Here is a 690-nt window from a genome sequence, read left to right on the forward strand (position 1 = left end):
TTTCAGGACGGCGATGATCTGGTGCTCAGTGAATCGGATCTTACGCATAGCGATCTCCTCAGGGGACATAATCAGTATGTCGGAAGATCTCTAAAAATGAATGGGCCGTTTTGGTGGGATACTTACACTGTTACTCGAATGCCAATCTCTGGCAACCGTTTCGAATGTGAGCAACCCTTTTTCTTCAATCCTTTCAGATTTTCGCTTCTCACCAGGATCTATATTGTTTGCGATTAGCTTTCTTGCTTCGTCTCTTCTAAGGCCTGCAGTGGCAAGAGAGATTTCAGAATAAACACCCAACGCCAACATTTTTTGTTTACCGGCAAAACAGTATTGCAGACGCCAATATTTCGAACCGCTGGGCTGAATCAGAAGGTGCATACCACCATCAGTCAGCTTTATCGGCTTCTCCGCAGGTTTAGCATTTCTTACTTTTACCTCAGTGAGTGCCATAGAAAACCCCCCATACTGATGGTATCTGCATTATCGAACTTACCATACCAACTGTTATACCAACAAAATGTGCAGGATGTTGATAAAAGTTATTGGAATTTGGTAGACGAAGTGATGGGGTTAACTTGCTGAATTTAGAGAATAAAATAGACTTGAGTGGACGTTTGTAGACATTGAAATGGTGTCCCTACAGGAATCGAACCTGTAACTAGCCCTTAGGAGGGGCTTGTTATATCC

General features: G+C 43.0%; 1 pseudogene. It reads right to left on the reverse strand.

Annotation, left to right across the window (positions count from 1 at the left end):
• Nucleotides 1-129 precede the first annotated feature (129 nt).
• A pseudogene (locus J1781_RS00505) lies at nt 130-453 on the reverse strand (Arm DNA-binding domain-containing protein); the annotation flags it as partial.
• Nucleotides 454-690 lie beyond the last annotated feature (237 nt).

Source organism: Rahnella perminowiae, from assembly GCF_019049695.1.
Taxonomy (GTDB): domain Bacteria; phylum Pseudomonadota; class Gammaproteobacteria; order Enterobacterales; family Enterobacteriaceae; genus Rahnella; species Rahnella perminowiae.